Origin of the sequence: Microbacterium sp. BF1, from assembly GCF_019279095.1 — a bacterium.
Taxonomy (GTDB): domain Bacteria; phylum Actinomycetota; class Actinomycetes; order Actinomycetales; family Microbacteriaceae; genus Microbacterium; species Microbacterium maritypicum.
In genome coordinates, this window is sequence record NZ_JAGYWT010000084.1 from 1 (window position 1) to 7,362 (window position 7,362).

6 protein-coding genes and 4 pseudogenes are annotated in these 7,362 nt (G+C 66.7%); all 10 read left to right on the plus strand.

Annotation, left to right across the window (positions count from 1 at the left end):
* Positions 1-181: 181 nt before the first annotated feature.
* On the plus strand, positions 182-1,717 hold the full coding sequence (locus KZA10_RS04840; protein WP_218682319.1) for a PTS mannitol transporter subunit IICB: 1,536 nt from the start codon (positions 182-184) through the stop codon (positions 1,715-1,717).
* Positions 1,718-1,745: 28 nt separating this feature from the next.
* Positions 1,746-2,156, plus strand: coding sequence for a hypothetical protein (locus KZA10_RS04845; RefSeq protein ID WP_218682320.1), 411 nt, complete (start codon positions 1,746-1,748; stop codon positions 2,154-2,156).
* 75 nt (positions 2,157-2,231) lie between these two features.
* Positions 2,232-2,666, plus strand: a complete 435-nt coding sequence (locus KZA10_RS04850; protein WP_218682321.1) for a PTS sugar transporter subunit IIA — start codon at positions 2,232-2,234, stop codon at positions 2,664-2,666.
* Positions 2,663-3,820 (plus strand): mannitol-1-phosphate 5-dehydrogenase, encoded by a 1,158-nt coding sequence (locus KZA10_RS04855; RefSeq protein WP_055877706.1) that lies wholly within the window; start codon positions 2,663-2,665, stop codon positions 3,818-3,820. Before KZA10_RS04850 ends, KZA10_RS04855 begins: the two co-directional genes overlap by 4 nt.
* Positions 3,821-4,066: 246 nt before the next feature.
* A pseudogene (locus KZA10_RS04860) lies at positions 4,067-4,864 on the plus strand (NAD(P)/FAD-dependent oxidoreductase); the annotation flags it as partial.
* Between the two features lie 11 nt (positions 4,865-4,875).
* Positions 4,876-5,811: pseudogene (locus tag KZA10_RS04865) on the plus strand (bile acid:sodium symporter family protein).
* Positions 5,811-6,389 (plus strand): annotated as a pseudogene (locus KZA10_RS17720) (NAD-dependent epimerase/dehydratase family protein); the annotation flags it as partial. The pseudogenes KZA10_RS04865 and KZA10_RS17720, both read left to right, overlap by 1 nt.
* 202 nt (positions 6,390-6,591) lie before the next feature.
* Complete coding sequence (locus KZA10_RS17725) at positions 6,592-6,774, plus strand: hypothetical protein (protein ID WP_256934438.1); 183 nt, start codon at positions 6,592-6,594, stop codon at positions 6,772-6,774.
* 9 nt (positions 6,775-6,783) lie between these two features.
* Positions 6,784-7,092, plus strand: a complete 309-nt coding sequence (locus KZA10_RS17730) for a hypothetical protein (RefSeq protein ID WP_256934439.1) — start codon at positions 6,784-6,786, stop codon at positions 7,090-7,092.
* Positions 7,089-7,362 (plus strand): annotated as a pseudogene (locus KZA10_RS17735) (hypothetical protein); the annotation flags it as partial. The gene KZA10_RS17730 and the pseudogene KZA10_RS17735, both read left to right, overlap by 4 nt.

Genomic DNA, 7,362 nt, shown 5'->3' on the forward strand with positions numbered 1-7,362 from the left:
TAGCGGAGCATGATGTCGCGATGCGTCATCGGGGTGGCTGGGCACATCCATCGCCCTTCGAGCATGAAGGCTCCGTGGGCGACGGCCTGCTTGGTGCCCTCACCCTTGGACGCGACCGACGACTTCAGATCGGAAGAGCTCTCGCCGCGGAACTCCCCCTCCACAAGAAAGAGACGACATCATGACGACGACGTCACCTGCCGCCACCAGACCCGGCGGCCTCCGCGTAGGAGTGCAGCGCTTCGGCACATTCCTCTCCGGCATGATCATGCCCAATATTCCTGCACTGATCGCGTGGGGCATCATCACCGCGTTCTTCATTCCGGTCGGCTGGACCCCGAACGAGCAACTCGCGACCCTGGTCGGGCCGATCATCCATTACCTGTTGCCGATCGTCATCGCCTACACGGGTGGCACGATCGTCTACAAGACCCGAGGCGGCGTCGTCGCAGCCATCGCCGTCATGGGTGCCATCGCGGGTTCCGACTACCTGATCGCCCAGGTGAACGCGACGCTGCCCGCCGATAACCAGCTGGGGCAGATTCACATGTTCATCGGTGCGATGATCATGGCGCCACTGGCCGCCTACACGATGAAGTGGCTCGACTCGCTGTGGGACGGCAAGATCAAAGCGGGCTTCGAGATGCTTGTGAACATGTTCTCGGCGGGCATCTGGGGCTTCGTTCTCGTCGTCATCGGCTTCTACCCGGTTGCGTGGCTCGTCAACGGATTGATGAACATCCTATCCACGGCGGTGAACTGGCTCGTCGAGACGAACCTCCTTCCGCTGACGAGCATCCTGATCGAGCCGGCCAAGGTCTTCTTCCTCAACAACGCCATCAACCACGGCGTGCTCACGCCTCTGGGTACGCAGCAGGCTGCGGAGAGCGGAAAGTCGATCCTCTTCCTGCTCGAAGCCAACCCCGGCCCCGGCCTCGGTCTGCTTCTCGCGTTCACCATCTTCGGCATCGGCGCTGCGCGCGCCTCGGCGCCTGGGGCCGCTGCCATCCAGTTCGTCGGCGGCATCCACGAGGTCTACTTCCCCTTCGCGCTGATGAAGCCCGTCCTGATCGTCGCGCTGATCGCCGGCGGTATGACAGGCGTCACGACGAACATGCTCTTCGGAACCGGATTGATCGCGCCAGCTGCACCAGGCAGTATCATCGCTGTTCTCGGACAGACGTTCCGCACCGACTACCTGGGAGTGATTCTCTCCGTCGTCCTGTCCGCAGCGGTCACCTTCATCATCTCGATGGTGATCCTCCGGGCGAGCCGCAAGAAGGACTTGGCCAAGGAAGATACCTTCGCAGCAGCCGTCGCTCAGACTGAAGCGAACAAGGGGAAGTCCTCTGATGCGCTCAGTGGACTTGCGGCGAAGGCGGTTGCGCCAACGACGACAGCCACCGACCGTCGTATCGAGAACGTGGTGTTCGCCTGCGACGCCGGCATGGGTTCGTCCGCCATGGGCGCGAGCGTGCTGCGCAACAAGTTCAAGAAGGCGGGGATTGACGGCGTGACCGTCACCAACCAGGCGATCGCGAACCTCGACGGCACGGCTGATCTCGTAATCACCCAGCAGCAACTGACGGATCGAGCCAGGGCTCAGTCCCCGAACTCGATCCATGTGTCGGTCGACAATTTCATGAATTCTCCGAAATACGAAGAAGTCGTCGCCATATTGGTGGATCAGCGAAACAATGTCGGCACCGGCGAGTAGCGCCGGCACCGAATGAAAGGAAACAATGATGCCGACTTTCAAAACACGAGGCATGATCAAGACGCTTCTCACGATCGTGGCCGCGTCCGCACTCGTGCTCGGCTCATCCACCGCGGCAACCGCCGACACAGGTCGCGCGAGCGTAACGAACAGCGGCTCAGCAACGCTGACCATCTGTAAGAGTGCAACGTCCGCGACGACCTGCGCCGGCGTGGTCGGAACGTTGTCTGCGGGTCAGAACAGTGAATCAAAGTACGGCTGGACTGATACCGATATGGTTCGAATCTCGGCAGGCTGCTCGCTCCAGACGTGGTCCTGGTCGGCGACGACCGGCTACTACTGGGCACCGTTCGCAGCCGCGGGCTCCAGTGCCCGATGGCTGAAGCTTCCCGGCAATCCTGCTGGCACCCGCACGTACAGCTTCCGGATGGTTTGCTGATCCACGCGTGATAGACCCGGTGGGGCGGATGCCACGGCGTCCGCCCCACCGCCACATCCTCAGAAAGGAAACACCATGAGCGTTCTCACCCTCGGCCAGATCCGCATCCACTCGGGCAGCAGCACCCAGGAGGCGGCACTGCAGGAGGCAACCGACATCCTCGTCACGGCAGGTGCGGTGACCCCCGCCTACGTCGACGCGATGCGCCAGCGGGAGGAGACCGTCTCGACCTTCATGGGCAACGGGCTGGCGATCCCGCACGGCACCAACGATGCGAAGGATACGATCCTCGCCTCCGCGCTCTCCGTCGTCCGCTATGACGGCGGTGTGGACTGGTCCGGCGACCCGGCCACCTTCGTGATCGGCATCGCCGGAGTGGGCGACGAGCATCTGGAGATCCTCTCCCGGATCGCGATCCTGTTCTCGGAGGAAGACGATGTGGCACGGCTCTCCGCGGCGAAGACCTCGGAGGAGCTCTACGCCCTCCTCTCGGAGGTGAACGAAGGATGAAGGCGGTCCACTTCGGGGCGGGCAACATCGGGCGCGGATTCGTCGGTCTGCTGCTGCGCGAGGGCGGGTACGAGGTCGTGTTCTCTGACGTCGCCGATGCGCTGGTCGATGCGATCAACGCGGTCGACTCGTACACCGTGCACGAGGCCGGCCCCGGAGGGACCGATCACGTCGTCACCGGCTTCCGGGCGGTGAACAGCCGGACGGATCCCGCCGTCGTGGCCGAGGAGGTCGCATCGGCCGACGTCGTCACCACAGCGGTGGGGCCGACCGTGCTGAGGTTCGTGGCTCCGTCGATCGTCGCGGGACTCGCCCTCCGCTCCCCCGATGCCGCTCCTCTGCAGGTGATGGCGTGCGAGAACGCGATCGGCGCCACCGATCTGCTCCGCCGTGAGATCGTGACGGCCGCAGGACCGGATGCCGAGACTCTGCTCGCCCGAGCGGTCTTCGCGAACACGGCGGTGGACCGCATCGTCCCGGCGCAGCCGGAGGGGTCGGGCGTCGACGTCACGGTCGAGCCCTACTTCGAATGGGCCATCGAGTCGGGACCGTTCGGTGCGAACCTGCCGAACATCCCCGGTGCGCACTTCGTCGACGATCTGGCCCCGTACATCGAGCGCAAGCTGTTCACGGTGAACACGGGCCATGCGGCTACCGCGTACTTCGGAGCCCGCGCCGGCATCGAACGCATCTCGGATGCTCTGGCGGACCCCGCCATAGCGGCGAGCGTCTCGGCGGCTCTCGAGGAGACGTCGGCGGTTCTGGTCGCCGAGCACGGCTTGGACCCGGACGATCTCGCCGGCTACCGTGCGACGATCCTCGACCGGTTCCGCAACCCCGCGCTCATCGACACCGTCCAGCGCGTCGGTCGCCAACCGCTGCGCAAGATCTCCCGGCACGAGCGCTTCGTGGGTCCTGCCGCCATGGCCGCGGAGCGCGGCCTGCCCACCGAGGCTCTGGTCGCGGCCGTCTCGGCGGCGCTCGAATTCGACGACCCGGCGGACGAGCAGTCGGTCGAGCTGCAGCAGTTGCTGCGGACCGAGGACCCTGATGCTCTCACCACGAGGACGACGGGCCTCGACCCCGAGCATCCGCTGTTCCGCTCGGTCCGCGACGCCGTCGCCGCCCGGCAGCACGGCCTCGAGGTCGCCTGACCCACAGCTCATCACGCGGAGCACTTCGGACTCACTGAGCTGTTCCGGTTCGACACCAGGGTCACCCGCCTCGAGCCGCGCGACGGCGGCTGGGACCTGACCAGTGCCGGTCCCACGGGAAACGAGACCCGCTGGTATGCCGGAGTCGTCCTCGCGAACGGGACGCTCGCCGAGCCGAACGTGCCGACGTTCGCCGGGGAGTTCAGCGGCGAGCTGCTGCACACGAGTGCCTAAAAGTCGCCCGAGCAGATGAAGGACAAGCGCGTGCTGCTGATCGGCGCAGGCAACTCCGGCTGCGACATCGCGGTGGATGCCGTGCACCATGCGGTCTCGGTCGACATGAGTGTGCGGCGCGGGTACGACTTCGTACCCCGCTACATGTTCGGCAGGCCCAGCGACACCCTCAACCAGGGACGCCCACTGCCGGCGCGCATCAAGCAGGCGGTCGACAGCCGCGTGCTACGGGCCTTCACGGGTGACCCCGTGCGGTTCGGGTTCCCCCGGCCCGACTACCGCATCTACGAGTCGCACCCGATCGTGAACACCCTGATCCTGAATCACCTCGGGCAGGGCGACCTGCGCATCCGGCCGGACATCGCCCGATTCGAGGGGACGACGGTGCACTTCCGCGACGGCAGCGCCGACGACTACGACCTGGTGCTGCTCGCCACCGGGTACACCCTCGACTACCCGTTCGTGGACAGGGAGCACCTGCACTGGCGCGGCGCCTCGCCCCGGCTGTTCCTCAACGTCTTCCCCGCATCGTTCAACGGCCTCTACGTGATGGGCATGATCGAGGCCTCCGGCATCGGCTGGCAGGGCCGCTACGAACAGGCCGAGCTGCTCGCGGCCTACCTCTCCGCCGTCGAGGAGGACCCCGCGCGCGCCGCCCGTTTCCGCGAGCGGGTGACCGGAGCACCCTGGCCCGATGTGACCGGCGGCTACCGCTACCTGGGCCTGGACCGGATGGCGTACTACGTCAACAAGGACGCTTACCGGGGCGCTGTACGACGCGAGAAGATGGCGCTGGAGGTGTCGGCGTGAACCTCGACGACGTGGTCCTGTCCTTCACGCCAGGCACACTCACGATCCTCAACGTCGTGCTCGGCCTGATCATGTTCGGCATCGCCCTCGACACCTCGCCGAGCGACTTCCGCGTCGTGGCGAAGCATCCGAAACCGTTCGTGATCGCGATCCTCGCACAGCTGCTCCTGCTGCCGATCGCCACCTTCGCACTCACCCTCGTGCTTCCCGTGCCGCCGTCGATGGCGCTGGGCATGCTCCTGGTCGCGTGCTGCCCACCCGGGAACATCTCGCAGGTGCTCACTCACCGCGCCGGCGGCAATGTCGCCCTCTCGGTCTCGCTCACGGCGGTCGGGAATCTGATCTACATCTTCGCGATGCCGCTCAGCATCACCTTCTGGGGATCGCTGCACCCGACGGCACGCACGCTGCTGCGTGACGTCGCCGTCGATCCCTGACGCATGCTGCTCGAGGTCCTGCTCATCGTGGGGCTCCCGTTCGCGCTGGGACTGCTGCTGCGTGCCGGCGCTCCGCGGTTCAGCGCCCGTGTGCAGCCGTTCGTGAAGTGGTTCAGCCTCATCGCGCTGCTCGGGTTCATCATCGCCGCGCTCGTGGGCAACTGGGCGGTGTTCGTGCAGGTCCTCGGCATCATCCTGATCGTGGTCGCGGTGCACGACGCTGTCGCCCTGGCCCTCGGCTACGGCACAGCGGTGATCGGCGGGCTCGGCACCCGCGAGCGCAAGGCCATGACGTTCGAGGTCGGCATCCGCAACGCCGGCCTCGGCCTTGGGCTGGTGTTCCTGTTCTTCGACGGGCTCGGAGGCATGGCCGTCGTCGCCGGCTGGTGGGGCATCTGGGACATCATCGCCGGCGTCGTGCTCGCCGGGCTCTGGGCGCGGCACACCAGAAGACGAACTGGCTCCTCGTCCGGCGACGCGAGCGGCCGCACGAAGGCGGAGGCTGCCTGATGCCGCGCGTGCTCATCACGGGAGGAAGCGGGTTCCTCGGTTCGCATGTCGCCGCGGCCCTCGCGGTCCGCGACGACGTCGAGCTGGTCGTCTGCGGCGATCTTCGACACGGGGTGCCTCGCGACGGCATCATCGACGAGACGCTGGATGTGACGGACTCAGCCGGCCTCGCCCCGCTCCTGCGACGGCACGCGATCGACACGGTCGTGCATCTGGCAGCCATCGTCAATCCCGGTCGCGACGTCGAGCAGGAGTATCGCGTCGATGTCACCGGGTCCGCGAACGCGCTCGCCGCGTGCGTGGAGGCAGGTGTCCGGCGGATCGTGGTCTCCAGCTCCGGGGCCGCCTACGGCTACCATGCGGACAACCCCCGATGGATCGACGAGGAACAGCCTCTGCGCGGCAACGACACCTTCCCGTACGCGCGGCACAAGCGCCTGGTCGAGGAGATGCTCGCGGAGCACCGGGCTGCCCACCCCGAGCTCCAGCAGGTGGTGTTCCGCATCGGCACGATTCTCGGGCCGACGGTGCGGAACCAGATAACGGCGCTCTGGGATGGACGACGGATACTCCGGATAGTCGGATCCGCATCGCCCTTCGTCTTCATCTGGGTGGATGACGTGACTGCGGCGATGGTGCGCGGCGACCGACGGCCCACCGGGCATCTTCAACGTCGCCGGAGACGGATGCCTGACCGTTCCCGAGATCGCCGAACGCCTGGGGAAGCCGCAACTCGTCCTCCCGGCGTGGGCGTTGTCGGGGGCCCTGCGCATCGGGCGGATGCTGCGTCTCACGGAGCACGGACCGGAGAAGGTCCCCTTCTTGCGGTACCGGCCGGTCCTGGTCAACGGAGACCTCAAGAGGGTGTTCGGCTACACCCCGCTGCGCACGAGCAGGCAGGCCTTCGAGGAGTACCTCCGCACGCACCCCACGATCGCCCGGGAGAGACGCCGGGCGCAGTAGCGTGGAGCCATGCAGAAGAAGCGTGGACGCCGGATCCTGAAGCGTGTTCTGTGGAGTGTCGCGATCGTGCTGGTGCTCGCCGTCGGCGGCGTGCTCGCGTGGTCGCAGATCGGCGTCATGGCCGCTGAGCCGGAACCGCTCGCGGCCGTGCGAGAGAACCCGGCGATCACCGTGACCGACGCGGACGAGGGCATCGTCCTCGCCCCGGCCGACGGCGCGTCGGAGCGCGGACTGGTGTTCATCCCCGGAGCCAAGGTCGACCCCTGGCATACGCCGCGATACTGCAGGGGCTCGCAGAGGACGGGGTCACCGTCGTGATCACCCGCCCCTGGCTGAACCTGGCGTTCTTCGATCCGCGCGGCCTCGATGCCTTCACAGCTGCGGCCCCCGACGTCGATGTCTGGAGCGTCGGCGGTCATTCCCTCTCGCGAGCAGATGCACGCAGAGGTCACGCGTCTCACCGAGAGCTTCCTCGCGCCACTCGCCCCGTGAGGGTCACTCCCCCGCCGTCCCGAGGATCGGGTCGAGCAGCGGATGCAGGTGCCGTGTGCGCAGAACCGATGCCGCGGCTCGGGCCCCTGCTCCGAG